We start from the raw sequence: 19106 nt of genomic DNA on the forward strand, positions 1-19106 counted from the left end.
ACGGCGACGTCAACCCAACAAGGAATATCGAATGGCACAATCCTACGTCGATCCGGTCCATGCTGCGGACCACGGGCACGCCCCCGGCGCTGCCGTCCTCCATCGCTCGCGCATGTCGTGGCAGGCGGTGTTCGCGGGCGTGACCATCGCGATCGCCATCCAGATCGTTCTCGGGCTGCTCGGGACCGGGATCGGCATGAGCCTGGTGGATCCGGTCAACGGCTCGACCCCGAGCGCGAGCGGCTTCGGCATCGGTGCCGCGCTGTGGTGGGTGGTCAGCACGATCGTCGCGCTGGGTGCCGGCAGTTACGCCGCATCCCGCCTTGCTGGCCTGAACGAACAGTTCGACGGCTTCGTCCACGGTCTGGTCATCTGGGGCGTGACGCTGATCATCACGCTGTACCTGCTGACCTCGGCGGTCGGGTCGATCATCGGCGGCACGTTCCGCACGATCGGCGGCGTCGCGAGCGCCGCCGGGACCAGCATCGGCGCGTCCGCGCCGACCGTCGCCAAGGCGGCCGGCATCGATGTCCAGGACGAGGCCGCGGCCTATCTCGACACGGCCCCGGCCGACCCGGCCCAGATGACGCCGCAGGAAGCGCAGAAGGAAGTCGCCAAGCAGTTGCCGGCAATGGCGCGTGGCGGTGCCGAAGGGAATCAGGCCGAAGCGCGGATCGTCGACATCGTCGCCGCGCAGCGCAAGATTCCCCGTGCCGAGGCCGCCGCGCAGGTAGCGCGCGCCAAGCAGCAGTTCGTCCAGGCCAAGGACAATACGGTCGCCACCGCCAAGACCGCAGCCGATGCCGGCGCAAGCGCGGCAGCCGGGACGTCCTTCACCGCGGTCATCGCGCTGTTGCTCGGTGCAGGCGCAGCCGGTTTTGCCGGGGCCGCCGCGACGCGCCGCCGCGGTCATGAGGTCCGCCGCGCCTAACCGGCGCCGGCAAGGACGCGCGCCTGCCCCCCGGGCGCGCAGGGAATGGCGGTCGCCGCCTGTAGCGTAGCCTTTGCGGCGGCCGTCATTCCCCAAATTACACTGCCCCCCCCTCACAGGAGACGATCATGGACACGCATCAGGTTACCGGCGAAATCAAGCACACCGCAGGCGCACTCGAAGAAGGCTTCGGCCGACTGACCGGCGATCGCACGACCGAAGTATCGGGCGCCGCGCGCAAGGTCGCCGGGCAGCTCGAGGGTGCTTACGGGGATGCCGTCAGCGCAACGCGCGCAACCGTCGAGCACAGCCCGCTGCTCGCGCTCGGGATCACGGCTGCCGCAGGCTTCCTGCTCGGCGCGCTCGTCACCGGCCTCAGCGCCAGCAAGGGCTAAAGCCCGGCGCTCCGACACCCGATCGGCACCGGCGCGCCCCCCCGCGCCGGTGCCGGTCTTGCAGGTCAGCGCGGCGCGTTGGCGATGAACTTGTCGGGGCGGCGCTTGCCGATCAGCAGCCCGCGTTCCAACCGGACGCACAGGGCCGCGTAATATTCCGTCAGAAACCCGCGATCGTCGCCATCATCCGGCAGATCGGCCTTGCGGCGAATCGTCGCGGCCACGGTCGCCACCGCCGCATCGCTGCCGCTGCGCAGGACGGTCTCCAGCGTCTGCAACTCGAATTCGCCGTATAGCCCCAGCGCCGCTTCGGAAAAGACCCGGCGGGCCGGCACCTCCGGTTGCGCCAGGTCGGACTCGAGCCGTTCCGTCGCGGTTCGCACGACCCATGTTCCCGCGAGCAGATCGCCGACCCGCAGCCGGTCGCGATTCAACAGCGGGAAAAACAGGAAAATGCCGCTCCAGCCGAGCGAAAAGAGCGTCAGGGCCGCATCGGCCTGCCCCTCCAGGGATCGCTGGCCGAGGAAGGTCAGCGGCAGGAACAGTTCGATCTCGCGCATCGCGTTGCGCGCGATCACCGCACCGCCGGTCAGCCGCGCGCCATCGCGCGCGACCACCCGCAACCCCATGATCCGCTTGCCCGGCGTAGCCCCGCGCCCGCCCATTTCGAACAGCGTGAACCAGCCGTTGCGCAGGACGAAGCACCCGAGCAGCCAGATGATCGCCAGGCCGCTGGCGTGGGCCGAGAAGAACAGCAGCAACAGCACGATCGTCGCCGCGACGAGCAGGGCGATGATGGCGACCGCGTCGATCAGGAACGCGGTCACGCGCGCCCCGGCCGTCCCCAGTTCGAGCCGCAGATCGACTCCTTCCGGCGTCACGAAGCTACGCCGCAGCGACGTCGGGCGCGCCGCGCGGTCAGGCCGGGGCGGTCGCATCGGCGCTCCTCGACAGGTAGAAATACAGCAGCCAGGCGACCAGCATGCCGGTTCCGATCGCATAGCGCGTCAGGTCGTCGGTCAGTACCTGCCGCCCGATCCCTTCCAGAATCCCGGCGATCGACAGCATTACGACGGTTCCCGCCATGGCGATCGCGCCCGTCCGCCCCGCCGCCACCGCCGCATCGTTGCGCGTCCTTCGCCCGGGGAAGGCGATCGCGGTGCCGATCCGGAAACCGGCGGCGCCCGACAGGATGATCGCGAACAATTCGGTCGTGCCGTGGATCATGATCCACCCGGTAAAGCCGACACCCAGCCCCTTCGGCACGAACACCGCCATGAACGCCCCCAACATCAGGCCGTTATAGGTGATGAGCAAGGCGGTCGGCACCGCGAAGGCGAACCCCAGCGCAAAGGACAGGATCGCGATCTGCGCATTATGGGTGAACAGGAACGCCGCGAAGGTCGCCAGCATCTCGCGGTGCTCGGTCGTGTAGATCGTCTTGCGGAGCGTCTCGACCGAGGCGGACGGATCGCGGCCGCCCGCCATGCCATCGCCGACGATCGCGAAGAACCAGGCGGAGTCGCCGCGCACGAGCAGATAGCCGACCACCGCCCCCGCCACCGTCAGCAGGAACGAAACCAGCGTCTCGCGCCAAAGCGATTGGACCGCCATCGGCCAGCCATGCGTGAAGAACCGCCCGAGTTGCCCGAGTGCCGACGTCTGGACGCCGTAGATCTGGAAATAGGCGCGGGTGCACAGCTGCTCGAGATACCCGACCAGCGCGCGGTCCAGCGAGGTTTCGCGCGCGACCGACAGGGACGACAGCGTCGTGCGGTACAGCAGCGGCAGCGCGAGCAGATCCTCCTGCGACACGGCGCGGATCGACCGTTTCTCGATTCGACGGATGATCGCGTCCAGCCGCTCCCATTCGGCGGCATGCGCCGCGCGAAAGCGGGTGGCGTTGACCAGCACCGGCTGGCCGAGCGACGGGGCGGCGGCAGTCGCCATCAAAGCAGGTTCCTCCGTTTGAGCGCAACATAGCCCGCCACGAGCCGTTCGCCGACCCGGTCGTGTTCGGCCTCGATCACATGCACCCCGACATGCTCCAGGCGTGCGAGCACCAGGCGGCGGTCGCGCAGCAGCGCCGCCGCGGTCACCGCGCGCGTCACGTCATCCGCGGTCGCGGGCGCGCGGTCCGCGATCGCCTCGACGTCTTCGTCGCGCAGCACGACGACCAGCAGCAGATGCGTCTTCACGATCCGCATCGCCGCCCGCACCAGAAAGTCCGCGCTCGTCAGGTCGGTGAATTCGGTGAACACGACGATCATCGAGCGCCGCGTCAACCGCGTGCCGAGCGTCGTCAGCGCAAAGGTGTAATTGGTTTCCTCACCGCTGTAGTCGATCTCCGCGGCGAGCCGCTGAAGGTTGGCGAAGGCGGGCATGCCCGACACCAGACCGCTCGCGATCCGCGGGCGCGAGTCGAACGCATGGAGCGCAACCCGGTCGCCGAGCTTCAGCGCCACCCACGCCGTCAGCAACATCGCCGACACCGCGCGATCGACGCGCGGCAGTCCCGCCACCGGTTCCGACATCTGCCGTCCCGAATCGATCGCGAAGACGATCTGGTTGTTGCGTTCGGTGCGGAATTCCTTCGCGTGCAGCTTGCGATGCCGCGCCGACTGTTTCCAGTCGATCGCGCGCCGGTCCATGCCCGAACGAAACTCGACGAGCGCATCGAAGTCGGTCCCGTCGCCGCGATCGACCTGCGTCAGCAGGCCCTCCAGCGCGTGGCGGCGAAAGATCTCCGCACCCTTGTCCTTCAGCGCGCGAATATCGGGCAGCACGACGATCCGCGTTGCGGTCGCGATGCTGCGCTGATGCCACACCAGCCCCCATCCCCCGCGCCAGCGCAGCCAGATCCGCTCGATCCGACCCGTTCCGCGGCGCAAGGCGGTCAGCGCGAGCAGCACCGCCCCCGTTCCGCCCCGCAGCGCGACCCAGGCGCGCGCATCGTCCGGTGTTTCGAACACCGGGCCGACCGCCAGGGCAATTTCGGCGCTCCGCGGGGGGGACGCGCCGGCAAGCACCACGGTTACGGTCGCGTCGACGGTCTCGCCGACCGATGCGGTCGCTGGCGCGTCGATCCGCGCCGTGGCGGTACGTGCGCCCGTCACCGCGTCGACCGCCGCCAGCAGCAGCACCGCCAGCGGCCACGCCAGCCCGGCATACCAGCGCTCCGGCATCAGCACGCCGATCACCAGCGCAACCGGCGCCCCCGCCGCCGCTGCCAGCACCGCCATGCGCGTCGGATAGATCACGCGCGCCGTCTCGCGCGCGTCGTGCCGCCGCGCCGGCAGCGAAGACGCACGATGCGCCTGACCTTTGCCGCCAGGCTCACCGCGGCGCTTCGATCGTTTCGATGATCGTCGCGACGACGTCCTCGATCGCGCGCCCGTCGATTTCGGCGGCGGGCGAGAGGATCAGCCGGTGCCGCAGCAACGCCGGCGCCAGCGCCTTCACGTCGTCGGGGATCACGAAATCGCGGCCGTCGATCGCGGCCCGCGCACGCGCCGCGCCCGCCAGCATCGCCCCCGCGCGCGGCGATGCGCCGCTTTCCAGATCGGCGACCCCGCGCGTGCCCCGCACCAGCGCCGCGATATAGTCGATCACCTCATCGACCAGCCGCACGCTCGCGACCGTGTCGATCGCCGCGCCGATCGTGGCTGCATCGGTGCGCGGTTCCACGCCCCATCCCTCCGGCGCCATCGCCTGCTGCTGCGCGCCGTACGTCGCGATGATCCGGCGCTCCTCGGCGGCGGAGGGATAGTCGACGGTCTGCTTGAACAGGAACCGGTCGAGCTGTGCCTCGGGCAAGGGATAGACGCCCTGCTGCTCGATCGGGTTTTGCGTCGCCACCACCATGAAGCGCGCGCCCAGCGGCAGGCTCTCGCCGTCGATCGTGACCGTGCGCTCCTGCATCGCCTCCAGCAGCGCGGCCTGGGTCTTGGGCGGGGTGCGGTTGATCTCGTCGGCGAGCAGCAGATCGGTGAAGATCGGGCCACGCGTCAGCGTGAAGGTGCTGGTCTGGAAATTGAACAGGTTCGCGCCGATGATGTCCCCCGGCATCAGGTCGGGGGTGAACTGGATCCGCCCGAAATCGAGACCGACGACGCGGGCGAAGGTCCGCGCCAAAAGGGTCTTGGCGGTTCCAGGTGGTCCCTCCAGCAGCACATGGCCGCCAGCGAACAGCGCGACCAGCAGGATGTCGACGCTTGCCTCCTGCCCGACCACGGCCTTGCCGATCTCCCGCCGGATCGTCTGCGCGAGGTCGCGCACGTCTTCTACCGTCACCGTGTCTTCTCCCATAACCATTGGTGCAGCGCCTGCGCCGCCGCCAGCATGTCGCGCGGATGCCGCGCCGCCCGCGCGTCCTCGGCCAGCGCGGTGAACCGCGCACGCCCTGCCAGGGCGTCGAGATACCCGTCGAGCGCGTCGTCGCGCAGCCGCGCGGGCACGCCAAACACGCCGACCGCCCGCTCGCGCACGACATCGGCGTAGCGGTCGCCCAATCCCCCCTGCCGCCCCGCCTTGCGCACCAGCGCGGCGGCATTGTCGATCAGCGCAGCCTTGCCGAACGCAATCGCGCGGGCGCGTCGGCGCGGCGCGCCGAACGAGGCGGTCGCCTGGATCCCAGCAAGCAGCAGCGCGGCCGCAAGCGCAAGCGTCATCGCGAGGAACGGCGGCTCCAGCGCTAGCTTGAGCGGACTGGGGGAACGGCCGAAGCCGTTGAGCGTGACGTCGAACACGATCGAAGTCGCGCCGGTCGAATTGAGCCAGTCGAGCAGCGCGAGCGCCGCCCGTGCCTGTCGGGCGTCGCGCATCCCGAGGTTGGACAACAGGTCGGGATCGGCGAGAACATAGAGCGGGCGGCTGCCGACCTGCGCGAGCACGACATGCCCGGCCTGATCGCTCAGCACCGGGCGCATCCCCGGCCCGGTGATCGTCTGCATCGCGCGCGGTGCGGTGAAGCGCAGCGTCGCGGGCATCCACCCCAACGTCTTCAGCGGCTGCCCGCCACCGCGATAGTGCCGTACCCGCAGCGGATATTGCGGGGCGAGCACGCCCTCCGGCTGCGCGGCGGGCAGGACGGCGATGTAATCGGCCCAGCCGTCATGCCGCTGATCCTTCACCGTCAGCCATTTCGGCAGGACGACGAGCGTCGGCTTGACCGCGCGCTGCGCCAGGACGGCGGTCATGTCGGTGGCGGCGCTTTCGGGGGTCAGCACGACCAGATCCTCGGTCCCCAGCGCATGCGGGTTGCGGACGATCTGTGGATTGCGGCCGGTCGCCGCGGCCAGACGGACGAGCCCACTGAACCCCACGGCCGCGTTGGACAGCGCGTGCGCCCCGCCGTTGCGACCCGACCGCCAATCGGGCGCATAGGCGCCCAGCACCACCATCCCGACGAATGCGGCGATACCGACGACCAGGAGGATGGCGACGGTGCGAACCCCGAACGCCCCCTGCTCCGCAGTCCGCGCGATGGCGATATCGCTCATGCGCGCCAGGTCCCGGGCAAGGCGAAATCGGCGTAAGCGGCGCGCGCGCGCGCCCAGTCCGTGGCATCGACCGGGCGGTTGCCGAACAGGCTGCGTTCCACCAGCGCCGCAATGCCGGCGAACAACCCCCGCGCCGCGGGCGGAACCGCATCGGCCGCGCCCAGTTCGCGGCTGGTCAGCGCGGGACGGACGAGGCGGGGCCGGCGGCGCGCGATGTCGTCGACCGAGCGGATCAGCAGCAGATGTACCGCCTCGGCGAAGCGCCCTTCGTCGGCCAGCGCATCGGCCTCGCGCAACCACACGCGGGCCGGGCCGGACTCGGGTTGCCAGTCGGGTGCCTGGTCGCGCGGGGCCGCCTGGCGGGCGCGGGGGCGGTACGGCCAGCGCCATTCGCCATGCCGGATGCGTTGATAAGCCATCCACGCCACCACCAGCGCCAGCGCGACGATCACCGTCCAAAGGAAGATCCTGGCATAAGGCGCGGCCGGCATCTGGCGCGTGATCCAGCCGAGCAGCCGCCCGAGCGGTTCCAGCACGCGTCTGAGCCAATGCAGGAATTGCGACACCCACTGCGGCGGCTGTGGCGGCGGAGTCGGCTGTCCGAGCACGAACTGGACGTTCGGGTCAGCCCTGAGCGCCGCATGGGCGGCAGCGAACCGGTCGCCATCGGCGGCCGCCTGTTGCGCTGTTCCCCCGCTCACTCGGCTTCCCCTGGCAGCACCCGTCGCTACGCCCCGAGCCTAAACCAACACGCGATGCGCGCAATCGCCAAATTGCGCTTTACAGCAATCCGTGGCCGCCTAGGTTCGGTGGGGCATCGTGTGCAGAGGGGTTCCATGGCCACCGTCCCATCCGTTTCCGACCGTCGCGTGTCGCTTGGCCGGGTGCTGAACCGCGCGTTCGCCGCTCTGGGCGCCAATGCGGTCACGATGTTCGGCATTGCCTTCCTGTTCAGCGCGCTGCCGATCGCGCTGCTCAGCCTGTGGCAGTCGGGCATGGGGCCAACCCGCGATTTCGGCACGAACGCCGTGATGACGGGCGCCATCTATCTCGCCAGTTTCGTCCTGACGCAACTGGCGCAGGGCGGCCTGGTCCGCGCGACGATCGCGCATAGCGATCAGCGCCGGGTCTCGTTCGGCGATTGCATCGCCACCGGCGCCCGCTTCGCCCTGCCGCTGCTCGGGCTTGGTTTGCTGCTGGGCCTGGCATTGCTGGTCGGCTTCGCCTTCTTCATCGTCCCGGGCGTCATGCTCTATCTCGCCTGGGCGGTTGCAGTGCCGTCGCTGGTGGTCGACCGGTCGGGCGTATTCGCGGCGTTCGGGCGCAGCGCGTTCCTCACCCGCGGGGCACGCTGGAACATCTTCGGTCTGGGGCTGCTGCTGCTCGTGCTCTATTACGTGCTGATCGCGGCGGTCGGGGTCATCACGCTCGCCGTCACGGGGCTGCCCACGGTCGCGCGGGGGATCGAAGGCTTCACGACCCTGTCGACGCTGCTGACCGCCGTATCGACCACGATCACCACCGCCACGGTCGCCGCGATCCAGACGTCGCTCTACGTCGAGCTGCGCGACTGGAAGGACGGACCGCAGGTCGATCAACTCTCGGAAATCTTCGCCTGACGCCGCCGCCGTGGCGGGTCGAGACCGTGCGCAGGCAATGCGGTCTTAATCTTGGCCGAAATTCCGGCTAGAGGCGCCGCATGACGTCCCTTGCCGCTCCGCGCCGTGCGCGATCCCGCTCCCTGCTGTGTCTTCCCGCGGCCGCCCTGCTCACGGTCGGCGCTGCGCCATCCGGCGGCGTGCTGCACGTCCAGGTCGACAATGTCCGCGCGCGGACGGGCCGGGTCCATGTCGACCTGTGCACCCAGGCCCAGTTCCTCAAGGATTGCCCCATCGCAGCGGACAGCGCCGCGCAGGTCGGAATGACGACCGTGACGCTGCGCGATCTCAAGCCCGGCCGCTATGCCGCGCAGGTCTATTACGACCAGAATGGCAACGGGAAGGTCGACCGCGCGCTGTTTGGCATCCCCAAGGAAGGCGTCGGCTTTTCGAACGATGCCAAGATCCGCATGTCGCCCCCGAAATGGGAGGAGGCCGTGTTCGACTATGACGGGCGCGAACGAACGATCCGGTTGAAGCTGCGCTATTTCCTGGGCCCGAACGCCCCCGCGGCACAGCAGTAGCCGCGGCATGATCGCCCGCCTGCTCCAGCGGCTCGTCGCGCTCGGCGTGCGAACGCCGTTCGCGGTCCTCGGCCTGTGCCTTGCCCTCGTCACGGGGGCGATGCTCTACGCCGCGGGGCATTTCGCGATGACGACCGATACCGCGGCGCTGATCTCGCCCACGATCGGCTGGCGGCAGCAGGAGAAAGCGGTCGAACAGGCGTTCCCGCAGCTCAAGGACGTGCTGCTCGTCGTCGTCGACGGCAAGACGCCCGAACTGGCCGAAGCCGCGACCGCCAGGCTCAGCGCCGCGCTCACCGCCGACAGGAAGCATTTCCGCAGCGTCCAGCGGCCCGATGGCGGCGCGTATTTCGACCGCGAGGGGCTGTTGTTCGGTTCGGTCGACGACGTGCGGAGCTCGACCAAGGCCTTGATCGATGCGCAACCGCTCCTCGGCCCGCTCGCGAGCGACCCGTCGTTGCGCGGGATCGCGGGAGCGTTCTCGACGATGCTGACCGGCGTCGAGCGCGGCGACATCCCGCTCGCGCGGATCGCGCGCCCGATGCGGACGATGGCGGACGCGCTCGATGCCTCGGCGGCAGTGAAGCCCGCCTATTTCTCCTGGCAGGACCTGTTCGCGGGCACCGGCCAGACCGCCCCGCCCCGCCGCCGCCTGATCCTCGCGCAGCCACGGCTCGACTATGGCGCGCTCCAACCCGGCGAGGACGCGGTCGGCGCGATCGTCGCGCAGGCGGCCAGGATCGGCCTCGATCCGGCGCATGGCGTCACCGTCCGCACCACCGGCGAAGTCCCGCTCGCGGACGAGGAGTTCGCGACGCTCGAGGAGAATATCGGCTGGGTCGGTGCGGTGATGGCGCTGGCGATGGTAGTGACCCTGTGGTTCGCGGTGCGCTCGGCCAAGATCGTCGCGGCGATCCTGCTGACGATCGTCGCGGGACTGATCGTCACGACCGCGCTCGGGCTGCTCGCGGTCGGCGCGCTCAACCTCATCTCGGTCGCGTTCATTCCGTTGTTCGTCGGGCTTGGGGTCGATTTCGGGATCCAGATCGCGGTGCGCTTCAACGCGGAACGGCTGGAGGGTGCGGGCACCGGCCCCGCGCTCGAACGCGCGGCCAGCGCGCTCGGCGCGCCGCTGGCGTTGGCGGCGGGGGCGGTGTTCCTCGGGTTCGGGGCGTTCCTGCCGACCGATTATGTCGGGATCGCGGAGTTGGGGATCATCGCGGGGCTCGGCATGCTGGTCGCGCTCGCGGCGAGCGTCACGCTGCTTCCGGCGTTGCTCATGCTGTTCAAGCCCGGAGCACCACGCCGCGAGGTCGGGTTCGCCGAGGCAGCACCGCTCGACCGCTGGTTGCATGCGCATCGCAAGACGGTGCTGTGGGCGTTCGCGCTCTCGATGGCGGGGAGCATCGCGCTCCTGCCGTTCGTCCAGTTCGACTTCAACCCGCTGCATCTGCGTGCCAAGGACGGCCCGGCGATGCGCGCGCTGGCGGACCTGATGCGCGACCCTTTGCGCACCCCCAATACGATCAACGTGCTCGCCCCGAATGCGCAGGCGGCCAAGGCGCTCGCCGCAAAGCTGTCCGCGCTGCCCGAGGTCGCCGAGGCGGTGTCGATCGACGGTTACGTCCCGCAGGATCAGGATGCGAAACTCGCGCTGGTGCAGGATGCATCCTTGTTGCTGGATGCGACGATCAATCCGTTCGACCTCGCGTCCGCGCCGGGCGATGCCGACAACGCCGCCGCCTTGCGCAAGACCGCGACCGACCTCCGCACCGCCGCTGCCGCGCATCCGGGCGCCGCCGCTGCCGATGCGACCCGACTCGCGACCGCGTTCGAGCGGCTTGCGGCGGGTGCGCCCCGGCTCCGCGTCGCCGCGACGGCGCTGCTCGTCCCGCCGCTCGGGACGATGCTCGACCAGATCCGCGCGGCGCTCCAGGCGGAGCCGGTAACGCGCGAGACGCTCCCACCCGAGATCGCGGGCAATTGGGTGGCGAAGGATGGGCGCGCGCTGGTGCAGGTCTTCCCCAAGGGCGACAGCAACGACAATGCCGTGCTCCGCCGCTTCACCGCCGCGGTCCGCACGGTCGCGCCGACCGCGAGCGGCCTGCCCGTCGCGACGCAGGAGGCCGCCCGGACGGTGGCCTGGGCCTTCGTCGAGGCGGGGATCCTAGCGCTCGCGCTGGTCAGCGTGTTGCTCTTCGTGGTGCTGCGCGACGTGCGCGAGGTCGCGTTCACGCTCGCGCCCGTGGTGCTGTCGGGGTTCCTGACGCTCGGGAGTTGCGTGCTGATCGGACAGCCGATCAACTTTGCCAACATCATCGCCTTCCCGCTGCTGTTCGGGGTGGGCGTCGCATTCCACATCTACTTCGTGATGGCGTGGCGCGGCGGCGCGACCGACCTGCTCCAGTCGAGCCTTGCACGCGCTGTGCTGTTCAGCGCGCTCGCGACCGGAAGTGCGTTCGGCAGCTTGTGGCTGTCGCATCATCCGGGGACCGCGAGCATGGGGAAGATCCTGATGATCTCGCTCGCGTGGACTCTGGTCTGCGCGCTGATCTTCGAACCGGCGTTGCTGGGGCCGCCGCGCAAGAAGGCGTGAGGGCTAAACGACGCGGAGCCCTAGCGTTCATCGCGCCACGGTCGTCATTTCCGCGAAAGCGGGAATCCATTCCCTATGTCGCTCGGTAACAGGCACGGTCTGCCAGTATGGATCCCCGCCTCCGCGGGGATGACGGAAAGGGGGGCGGAAGACGTTGCCGGTTCCAGACGGGCAATTTCAACCATAAGTCCGCTTACCGGGATGGAGCGACCGGTGCCGGTGTCGCCGCCGGGTCCTGCAACGGATCGGCCAGCGGATCCGCCGCCCGCGGAGTCGCGGGCGCAGGCGTCGGCGGTTCGGCAACTCGCGCGGGCGCCGCCGGATCGGCCAAAGGATCCGCCAACGGATCGGTCGCCGCCGCCCCGGGCGTCGGCACCGCTACCGGTGCCCCACCCGCCGGATCGGCCAACGGGTCCGCCAGCGGATCCGACAGCGCACCCGCCGCCGAGCCCCGTCTGCCATGCGTCTCCGCGATCCGCCCCGCCCGGTCCTGCAGATAGGACGAGCGCAGCGTCGCGTACGGATCGACCGCCCCCGCGACCAGCGCGTTCAACTCGCCATCCGCCTCGACCCGCAGATCCAGCCCGGTCAGCACGCCTTCCGAAATACGATATTCCGCGCGGTCGAATGGCGTGCCGATCGTGAACGCGAGCGTCTGGCTCTCCGCGATCCCGGCACCCAGGTCGCGGAAGTCGCTCGGCCCGAAGAACGGCAGGAAGATGTACGGCCCCGGTCCGACGCCATAATGGCCGAGCGTGTCGCCGAAGCTGTTGTCGCGGTGCGGAAGCCGGAAATCCTGCGTCTTGGCGACGTCGAGCAGACCACCGAGGCCCACCGTCGTGTTCACCACGAACCGTCCGAGAGTCTTCACCGCGCGCTTTGGCTTGAGTTGCAGCACGTCGTTGGCAAAGACCAGCGGCTCGCCGACGTTGGAGAAGAAGTGCCGGATGCCCTTGCGCGCGACCTTGGGGACGACCGTCTTGTAAAGCATCGCGACCGGGCGGAACAAGATCCGGTCGAACAGCTGGTTCACGGAGAACATCCGGCGGTTGAACCCCTCGAGCGGGTCGCCCTTGGTGCGGTGATGCCGCGCGCGTCCCGTGTCCGGGGCCTGCGCCGCCCCCGCGCGCACCGCGGTTGCCGCCCCGGGGCGCGGTGCCGACGTGTCCGCAGCCGCCTGGACCGGCATTCCCTGTGCCGCGAGCGGTGTCGCGATCAGCGCCGCCGCGACCGCGAGCACGCTGCATTCCCCCCGGAGTCCCACGATGCTTAGCGACCGCTCTTGGTGGCGAGAACGTCGAGATGCGCGATCAGCGCCTTGGCGCCGCCCTTGGCGAACACGCTCGCAAAATCGGCGCGACGGGTCGCGAGCTGGCTGATCGCGTTACGATAATAAACGTCGATCACGCGCCACTTGCCGCCGCTCTGGCGCAAGCGATAGGCGATCGGCACGGCATCCTCCTTGGGCGCCGACAGCGTCGTGCGCACCAGCTTGTCCGCACCGCGCGTCTCGATCCGCGGGTCGATCGTGATCGTATGGCCGGACCAGCTGCTGAAGTTGGTGGCATATTGCGACACCGTCATCCGCCGCATCGCCGAGACGAGCGCGGTCTGGTCGGCGGGCGCGACCTTGACCCAGTCCGGCCCGACCGACAGCCGGGTGATCAGCGGGATGTCGAACGTCTGGTCGACCACCGGGCCGATCTTGCTCGCGCGCCCCTGCAGACCGAGGCTGCTGCCGCCCTTCATGATCGCGAGCAGGCCGTCGTCGAGCGTCTGCACCTGTGCGCGCGCCGGATCTGCGGTCTGCGCCAGCGCTGGGGCGGCGACCGAACACAGCACGCCGGCCACGACGGAACGGATAGCAAAAGTCATGCAAGAACTCCTTGGGGAGACGGAACGACCGCACCCCGCTGTGGGCCGCGCGGTATCATTCCATGTGCGCTAGCACAAACCGCTGTAGCCCCGATGAACGACCAGAATCGGCCACGGATCCGGCGCGAAACCGGCCGCGAATGCCAACATGGTGATAAATGAAGGAGATTTCATGCTTTCGCATATGTTGCAGCGCGACTAGAATATCTATCTGGGGCGTGCGTGACGAACCAGCCCGGTCCTTCTATGGCGGGCATCCGGTTTCAGCACGAGAGCGGACGGAAAGGTTTTTTGCTTGCAAGTGATTCTCGCCAACCCGCGCGGGTTCTGCGCCGGCGTTGTTCGCGCGATCGAGATCGTCGAACGGGCGCTCGATCGTTATGGTGCCCCGGTCTATGTCCGGCACGAGATCGTCCATAACCGCCACGTCGTCGACACGCTGCGCGGCAAGGGCGCGGTGTTCGTCGAGGATCTGGACGAAGTGCCCGAGGGCGCGATGACGGTCTTCAGCGCGCACGGCGTCGCCCGCACGGTCGAGGAAGAGGCCAAGCGCCGCAACCTGCCCGTATTCGACGCGACCTGCCCGCTCGTCACCAAGGTCCATCTGCAGGGCCGCCGCTATGCCAAGGCCGGGCGGACGCTCGTGATGATCGGGCATGAAGGCCATGCCGAGGTGATCGGCACGCGCGGACAGGTCGACGTCCACGTCCACCTCGTCTCGACCGAGGAAGACGTCGCCGCGCTCGACCTGCCGCTCGATACGCCGCTCGCGTACATCACGCAGACCACGCTCAGCGTCGACGATACGCGTGGCGTGATCGCGGCGCTCGGCAACCGCTTCAGCGACCTGATCGGCCCGGACGTATCGGAAATCTGCTACGCCACGCAGAACCGCCAGAGCGCGGTGCGCGACCTGTGCAAGGTCGCCGACCTTATCCTCGTCGTGGGGTCTGAAAACAGCTCGAACTCGAGTCGCCTGCGCGACCTCGGCGCGGACGAGGGGCTGCCGAGCTATCTCGTCGCGGATGGCAGCGCGATCGATCCTGCCTGGTTCGAGGGGATCGAACGCGTCGGCCTGACCGCGGGTGCCTCCGCCCCCGACGAGCTGGTCGACAGCGTGATCGCCGCGTTGCGCAAGCTCGGCCCGGTCGAGGTCAGCCAGCTCGCCGGCGTCGACGAATCGATCCAGTTCGGCCTGCCGCGCGAGTTGCGCGACGTGCCTACCCCTACCCAAGCCGCTGTAATAAGCGCATAGGAGCCGACATGAGCCTCCCCATCGCCCCGCTGGCGCGCATCGGCGCCTATACCCTCAAGAACCACATCAAGGGCGGCAAATACCCGCTCGTGCTGATGCTCGAGCCGCTGTTGCGCTGCAATCTGGCGTGCCCCGGTTGCGGCAAGATCGATTATCCCGATGCGATCCTCAACCAGCGCCTGTCGTTCGACCAGTGCATGGACGCGATCGACGAATGCGGCGCGCCTGCGGTCTCGATCGCGGGGGGCGAGCCGTTGCTCCACCGCGACATGCCCAAGATCGTCGAAGGCTATATCGCCAAGAAGAAGTTCGTCATCCTGTGCACCAACGCGCTGCTGATGAAGAAGAAGATCGACGACTATAAGCCGTCGTCCTACTTTACCTGGTCGATCCATCTCGATGGCGACAAGGGCATGCACGACCATGCGGTCGATCAGGCCGGCACCTATGAGGTCGCGATCGAAGCGATCGAAATGGCCAAGGCCAAGGGTTTCCGCGTCCAGGTCAATTGCACCGTGTTCGACGGAGCGGATTCGACCCGCCTCGCCGGCTTCTTCGACGAAATGGAGAAGCGCGGCGTCGAGATCACCATCTCGCCGGGCTATTCGTACGAGCGCGCCGCCGACCAGGAGCATTTCCTGACGCGCGAGCGGACCAAGAACTTCTTCCGCGACGTGTTCCGCAAGGGCGACGGCGGCAAGGCGTGGACCTTCACCAACTCGCCGCTGTTCCTCGATTTCCTCGCGGGCAACCAGACCTATGAGTGCACCCCGTGGTCGATGCCGCTGCGCACCGTCTTCGGCTGGCAGAAGCCCTGCTACCTCGTCGGCGAAGGCTATGTCGACACGTTCGCCGAGCTGATGGAGGGCACCGACTGGGATCAATATGGCGTCGGCAAATACGAGAAGTGCTCGAACTGCATGGTCCATTGCGGATTCGAGGGTACCGCTGCGAGCGACTCGATCCGCCACCCGCTCAAGATGTTCACGATCGGCCGCAAGGGCGTGAAGACCGAAGGACCGATGGCACCCGACATCGACCTGAGCCACGCGCGCAAGGCGACCGACGTCCACTCGCTCCACGTCGAGCGCGAGCTTGCCAAGATCAAGGCGGCGGATCCCGAAGGCTTCAAGCGCACTCAGCGCGCCGCCTGAAGGAACGCGCGCCGCCGCCCGATGGAGCGATCCGCGGGCGGCGGCGTTGGGCCGTGATGCCACACGCCAGCGACATCGTATATTGCGACGGGCCGGACAGCCCGCACGCCTTCGACATCATCCCGCTCCAGCAGCGCAACGGGATGCTCGATGCGCATTGCCCGATCTGCCACGGCTACGGCCAGTGGAATACCGAGATCGATCTCGTCAGCTTCCGCTGCAAGCGCGCGATCTGCGATCATTGCCACGGTGCGGGCTGGGTCGAGACCGGGAACGACCCGATCGAGGTGCCCGACATCGTGCTGGCCCCCGAGGGCTATCCCAAATGGATCATGCGGCTTGTCCCGCGCGCGGATGCGGGACCGCAGCGGTAGGAAGGGATTACGTGGGCATTTGCGCAACGAACTGCGCAAACCCCTTTGCCTCCATCAGATCAAACGTCCGGCCGAGCGCCTTGAATGCCGCCCCTGCATCGCGCCCGGTGCGTATGAGCGCGGGCAGTTGCGTCGGGTTGCGCGCGAGCGACGCGAGGATCGCCCCGAGCGCTACGCCGCCGTCGGGTTTCATCCCCACCAGCGCGGCGGGGGGAAGCGCTTGGTCGGCGTTGTCGGAAATGGTGCGGATGATGGCGAACGGAAGATCGTGTCGCGCGGCGACGCGGGCGGCGATGTGCGATTCCATGTCGACTGCGATTGCACCGGTATTGGCGTAGAGCGCAGCTTTTTCGGCGACGGAGGCGATGATGGTGTCCGCGCCGACTACGGTGCCGAAATGAGCGTCGGGCAAGCTCTGAAGGAGCCACTCTACCAACGCCCCCCCCACTCCGCTTCCCCGGCGGAGGCCGGGGCCCAGTCGCGGAGGTGGTTGTAACTGAGCGCCACGCGAGATCCTCTTCTGTTCCTCGACTGGGCCCCGGCCTTCGCCGGGGAAGGAATTAGGGGCAAGCACCCCCACTACCACATCCCCCGTGCGCAACGTCGGGTCGAGCGCCCCCGCCACCCCGCACGACAACACCAGCGCGGCACCTCCAACCGCCGCCTCGAGCTCGCGCTCCAGCCGCGCAGAATCCCCGCCGCCCGCCACGACCACGAACCCCGGCCGCGCGAGGATCGCCGCCTCGCGCACCAGCCCGCAGGCGACGAGCACGCTCACATCCCGAACGCCGGCCGCGCGCTGTTCGAGCGTTTCAAATTGCGATACCGCGCCACCGCCCAAAGCGGGAAATACGCCGGATAGCCATGATAGCGCAGATAGAACACGCGCGGGAATCCGCCGCCGGTGTACATCTCCTGCCCCCACAGCCCCTCGTCGTCCTGCGTCGCGATCAAGTGGCGCACGCCGCGCTCGACCGCGGGATGATCCACCTTCCCCGCCGCCATCAGCGCGAGCAGCGCCCAGCCGGTCTGCGACGCGGTCGACGGCGCGGGCGTGTAGCTCTTGTAATCGAGCGCATAGCTGTCGCAGTCCTCGCCCCAGCCGCCGTCGAGGTTCTGGATGTGAAGCAACCAGTCCGACGCCTTGCGCACCATCGGATGCCGCCCGTCGAGCCCGGCGGCATTGAGCGCGCACAGCACCGACCAGGTGCCATAGATGTAATTCACCCCCCAGCGCCCGAACCAGCTGCCATCGGGCATCTGTTCCTTCTCGAGGAAGCCCATTGCCGCTGCCATGCGGGGACTGTCGATCGGCTCGCCGAGTTGCGCGAGCATCGATACGACTCGCGCGGTGACGTCGCTGGTGGGCGGGTCGAGCAACGCGCCGTGATCGGCGAAGGGGATGTTGTTGAGGTAGTGATAACTGTTGTCCGCATCGAACGCACCCCAGCCGCCGTCTTTGCTTTGCAGGCCGACGGTCCATTCGACGCCGCGGAAGATGGCGTGGTCGTAGCCTTCTCCCCTCCCCTTCAGGGGAGGGGTTGGGGGTGGGGACGTCTCACCTTGCCCCGGCGTCTGGTAAACTGCACGGCCCCACCCCAACCCCTCCCCTGAAGGGGAGGGGCTAAAGGGAACCGCACGGTCCATCGCCATCACCACCACGGCAGTGTCATCAAGATCCGGATAATGCGCGTTATTATACTGGAACGCCCACCCCCCAGGCCGGACATCGGGCTTCTCGTCCGCCCAGTCGCCTTTCACGTCGAGCACCTGCAACGGCTTCAGCCACGCCAGCCCCGCCGCCGCGCGCGCCTCGGCCTCCTCGCCCCCCGCCTCGAGCATCGCATGTGCCGCAAGGGCCGTATCCCACACCGGCGAGACGCACGGCTGGCAATAAGCCTCGTCGTCCTTGACCACGAGCAGCTTCTCGACCGACCGCCGCGCCACCGCGCGCGCCGGATGGTCCTCGGGATACCCCAGACAGTCGAACATCATCACGCTGTTCGCCATAGCCGGATAGATCGCGCCGAGCCCGTCCTCGCCGTTCAGCCGCTCGGTCACGAAGGTGACGCACGCGTCGATCGCGCGCGCCCGCGTGCCCTTGGGCCACAGCGGCTCGACGCCCTTCAGCACGACATCGAGCCCGTTGAAGAAGGTCGTCCAGCCCGGTTTGGTCCCCGCGGCCTTGCTCGTCAGCTTCGCGCGTTTCGCGGTGTACAATTCATCGACCCGCACCCCCGACACGTTGCGCGCGACCGGCTTCTTCGCCGCGAGCACCAGCAACGGCACGATCACGGTGCGCGCCCAATAGGACATCTTGGAGAGATGCACCGGGAACCAGCGCGGCAGCAGGATCAGCTCGACCGGCAGGGTCGGCACCGAACTCCACGGCGCGCAATCGAACAGCGCGAGCTGGATCCGCGTGAACACGTTGACCGCCGCCGCCCCGCCCGCCTTGTGGATCGCCGCGCGCGCGCGCGCCATGTGCGGTGCCCCCACGTCGTCGCCGATCATCTTGAGCGCGAAATAGGCCTTCACGCTCGCGCTCACGTCGAACGCGCCGCCGTGGAACAGCCCCCAGCCATGATGCGCCGCCGACTGGATCCGCCGCAGGTACACGCCGATCTTGCGCTCGATCTCGGCATCGCGCGGTTCGCCGAGATAATGCCGCAGCAGCACATATTCCGCCGGAATCGTCGCATCGGCCTCGAGCTCGAACACCCAATGCCCGTCGTCCTTCTGGCGCCCCGCCAGCGCGGCGGCGGCACGCGACGCGGTCGCGTCGGCGGCGGCGACGAGATCGTCGCGGTCAAGGTTCAGCGTCTGTAGTCCCATGTGCGTGG

General features: G+C 68.6%; 18 protein-coding genes. 8 read left to right on the forward strand and 10 right to left on the reverse strand.

Annotated elements, in window-relative coordinates; translation table 11 throughout:
• Nucleotides 1-31: 31 nt before the first annotated feature.
• Entirely contained in the window at nucleotides 32-931 is a 900-nt protein-coding gene (locus L8G49_RS03485; RefSeq protein ID WP_242182457.1) for a hypothetical protein, read from the forward strand.
• Nucleotides 932-1059: 128 nt separating this feature from the next.
• The gene (locus L8G49_RS03490; RefSeq protein ID WP_242137632.1) at nucleotides 1060-1326 is read left to right on the forward strand and encodes a CsbD family protein; all 267 of its coding nucleotides are present in this window, start codon (nucleotides 1060-1062) and stop codon (nucleotides 1324-1326) included.
• A gap of 65 nt (nucleotides 1327-1391) precedes the next feature.
• Here L8G49_RS03490 and L8G49_RS03495 read toward each other — a convergent pair whose 3' ends face one another.
• The 6 genes from L8G49_RS03495 to L8G49_RS03520 all read right to left on the reverse strand — a co-directional run bounded on the left by L8G49_RS03495 (nucleotide 1392) and on the right by L8G49_RS03520 (nucleotide 7528).
• A complete protein-coding gene (locus L8G49_RS03495; protein WP_242182459.1) occupies nucleotides 1392-2264 on the reverse strand; it encodes an RDD family protein in 873 nt (290 codons plus the stop codon).
• On the reverse strand, nucleotides 2245-3276 hold the full coding sequence (locus L8G49_RS03500; protein ID WP_242182461.1) for a stage II sporulation protein M: 1032 nt from the start codon (nucleotides 3274-3276) through the stop codon (nucleotides 2245-2247). The genes L8G49_RS03495 and L8G49_RS03500 overlap by 20 nt, the downstream gene beginning before the upstream one ends.
• Nucleotides 3276-4586 carry a DUF58 domain-containing protein gene (locus tag L8G49_RS03505; protein ID WP_242182463.1) on the reverse strand — a complete coding sequence of 437 codons (1311 nt, stop codon included), beginning with the start codon at nucleotides 4584-4586 and terminating at the stop codon, nucleotides 3276-3278. Before L8G49_RS03505 ends, L8G49_RS03500 begins: the two co-directional genes overlap by 1 nt.
• Nucleotides 4587-4662: 76 nt before the next feature.
• Nucleotides 4663-5619, reverse strand: coding sequence for a MoxR family ATPase (locus L8G49_RS03510; RefSeq protein ID WP_242182838.1), 957 nt, complete (start codon nucleotides 5617-5619; stop codon nucleotides 4663-4665).
• A complete protein-coding gene (locus tag L8G49_RS03515) occupies nucleotides 5616-6827 on the reverse strand; it encodes a hypothetical protein (RefSeq protein WP_242182464.1) in 1212 nt (403 codons plus the stop codon). Before L8G49_RS03515 ends, L8G49_RS03510 begins: the two co-directional genes overlap by 4 nt.
• Nucleotides 6824-7528 carry a DUF4129 domain-containing protein gene (locus L8G49_RS03520; RefSeq protein ID WP_242182466.1) on the reverse strand — a complete coding sequence of 235 codons (705 nt, stop codon included), beginning with the start codon at nucleotides 7526-7528 and terminating at the stop codon, nucleotides 6824-6826. Before L8G49_RS03520 ends, L8G49_RS03515 begins: the two co-directional genes overlap by 4 nt.
• A gap of 135 nt (nucleotides 7529-7663) precedes the next feature.
• Here L8G49_RS03520 and L8G49_RS03525 point away from each other — a divergent pair, with 135 nt between their 5' ends.
• The 3 genes from L8G49_RS03525 (at nucleotide 7664) to L8G49_RS03535 (ending at nucleotide 11605) form a co-directional block, all read left to right on the forward strand.
• Nucleotides 7664-8446, forward strand: coding sequence for a hypothetical protein (locus tag L8G49_RS03525; protein ID WP_242182469.1), 783 nt, complete (start codon nucleotides 7664-7666; stop codon nucleotides 8444-8446).
• 80 nt (nucleotides 8447-8526) lie between these two features.
• The gene (locus tag L8G49_RS03530; RefSeq protein ID WP_242137639.1) at nucleotides 8527-9009 is read left to right on the forward strand and encodes a DUF2141 domain-containing protein; all 483 of its coding nucleotides are present in this window, start codon (nucleotides 8527-8529) and stop codon (nucleotides 9007-9009) included.
• Nucleotides 9010-9016: 7 nt separating this feature from the next.
• Complete coding sequence (locus tag L8G49_RS03535) at nucleotides 9017-11605, forward strand: MMPL family transporter (RefSeq protein ID WP_242182470.1); 2589 nt, start codon at nucleotides 9017-9019, stop codon at nucleotides 11603-11605.
• A 193-nt stretch (nucleotides 11606-11798) separates the two neighbouring features.
• On the opposite strand, the gene L8G49_RS03540 is transcribed toward L8G49_RS03535, so the two are convergent.
• Together L8G49_RS03540 and L8G49_RS03545 are read right to left on the reverse strand one after the other, a co-directional pair.
• Nucleotides 11799-12869, reverse strand: a complete 1071-nt coding sequence (locus tag L8G49_RS03540) for a VacJ family lipoprotein (protein WP_242182472.1) — start codon at nucleotides 12867-12869, stop codon at nucleotides 11799-11801.
• A 5-nt stretch (nucleotides 12870-12874) separates the two neighbouring features.
• Entirely contained in the window at nucleotides 12875-13480 is a 606-nt protein-coding gene (locus L8G49_RS03545; protein WP_242182474.1) for an ABC transporter substrate-binding protein, read from the reverse strand.
• Nucleotides 13481-13775: 295 nt separating this feature from the next.
• Here L8G49_RS03545 and ispH point away from each other — a divergent pair, with 295 nt between their 5' ends.
• From ispH to L8G49_RS03560, 3 genes are read left to right on the forward strand one after another with little or no spacing between them, the layout of a single operon-like run.
• Nucleotides 13776-14735: a 4-hydroxy-3-methylbut-2-enyl diphosphate reductase gene (gene ispH / locus L8G49_RS03550; RefSeq protein WP_242137642.1), complete on the forward strand. Its 960-nt coding sequence runs from the start codon at nucleotides 13776-13778 to the stop codon at nucleotides 14733-14735.
• An 8-nt stretch (nucleotides 14736-14743) separates the two neighbouring features.
• The gene (hpnH, locus tag L8G49_RS03555; protein WP_242182476.1) at nucleotides 14744-15889 is read left to right on the forward strand and encodes an adenosyl-hopene transferase HpnH; all 1146 of its coding nucleotides are present in this window, start codon (nucleotides 14744-14746) and stop codon (nucleotides 15887-15889) included.
• 56 nt (nucleotides 15890-15945) lie between these two features.
• Complete coding sequence (locus L8G49_RS03560; RefSeq protein ID WP_242182478.1) at nucleotides 15946-16263, forward strand: hypothetical protein; 318 nt, start codon at nucleotides 15946-15948, stop codon at nucleotides 16261-16263.
• 7 nt (nucleotides 16264-16270) lie between these two features.
• Here the strand turns inward: L8G49_RS03560 and L8G49_RS03565 are convergent, their stop codons facing one another.
• Entirely contained in the window at nucleotides 16271-17041 is a 771-nt protein-coding gene (locus L8G49_RS03565; protein WP_242182481.1) for a phosphorylase, read from the reverse strand.
• Nucleotides 17038-19098, reverse strand: coding sequence for a terpene cyclase/mutase family protein (locus L8G49_RS03570; RefSeq protein WP_242182483.1), 2061 nt, complete (start codon nucleotides 19096-19098; stop codon nucleotides 17038-17040). Before L8G49_RS03570 ends, L8G49_RS03565 begins: the two co-directional genes overlap by 4 nt.
• Nucleotides 19099-19106 lie beyond the last annotated feature (8 nt).

Origin of the sequence: Sphingomonas sp. CARO-RG-8B-R24-01 (assembly GCF_022662295.1) — a bacterium.
In the GTDB taxonomy this organism is placed as follows: domain Bacteria; phylum Pseudomonadota; class Alphaproteobacteria; order Sphingomonadales; family Sphingomonadaceae; genus Sphingomonas.